General features: G+C 50.8%; 1 tRNA gene and 1 rRNA gene. Both read left to right on the top strand.

Annotation, left to right across the window (positions count from 1 at the left end):
* The first annotated feature begins 116 nt into the window (after nt 1-116).
* A tRNA-Ala gene (locus tag B5M42_RS25080) sits at nt 117-192 on the top strand.
* A 262-nt stretch (nt 193-454) separates the two neighbouring features.
* Nucleotides 455-667, top strand: a 23S ribosomal RNA gene (locus tag B5M42_RS25075); the annotation flags it as partial.

Raw genomic sequence — 667 nt, 5'->3', positions numbered from 1 at the left:
GGTCGGTGGTTCGAGTCCACTAGGGCCCACCAATATACCCCAAAAAGTGAAGCGAAGCTTCGAGGATTATTCCGATTACTTTTCGGGGGCCCCAGAACACTGTGGGCAATAAATGAGGGGCCATAGCTCAGCTGGGAGAGCGCCTGCCTTGCAAGCAGGAGGTCAGCGGTTCGATCCCGCTTGGCTCCACCAAAAAACGACTTGAAAAGAGTCGGACAGATGTGATAAGATACGTGTTGCCGCGCTGGGTGTCGGAAGATGTCGAAGAGGCGGTAAGCGAATCGAAAGCTGACGAATCTTACGATTCGCGGCGTGTTCCTTGAAAACTAGATAACGAAACAAGAAGTAACAAACGCGTGATTTAACTTAGAAATCCAACTCACCATTTGTGCGAACAGATGATGAAGTGTGTTTCCTGAGTAGTGAGACTTTACTCCGTAAAGTCCCTATATTAGGTTAAGCTAGAAAGAGCACACGGAGGATGCCTAGGCGCTAGGAGCCGAAGAAGGACGTGGCGAACGACGAAATGCCTCGGGGAGCCGTAAGCAGGCTTCGATCCGGGGATGTCCGAATGGGGGAACCCGGCTGTGGTAATGCGCAGTCACCTTGTAGTGAATACATAGCTACAATGGAGGCATACCCAGGGAACTGAAACATCTAAGTACCT

The sequence above is a fragment of the Paenibacillus athensensis genome, assembly GCF_004514475.2.
GTDB lineage: Bacteria > Bacillota > Bacilli > Paenibacillales > NBRC-103111 > Paenibacillus_AL > Paenibacillus_AL athensensis.
The sequence above is the reverse complement of the archived record's forward strand: the minus strand, read 5'-3'. Positions and strand labels throughout refer to the sequence as shown.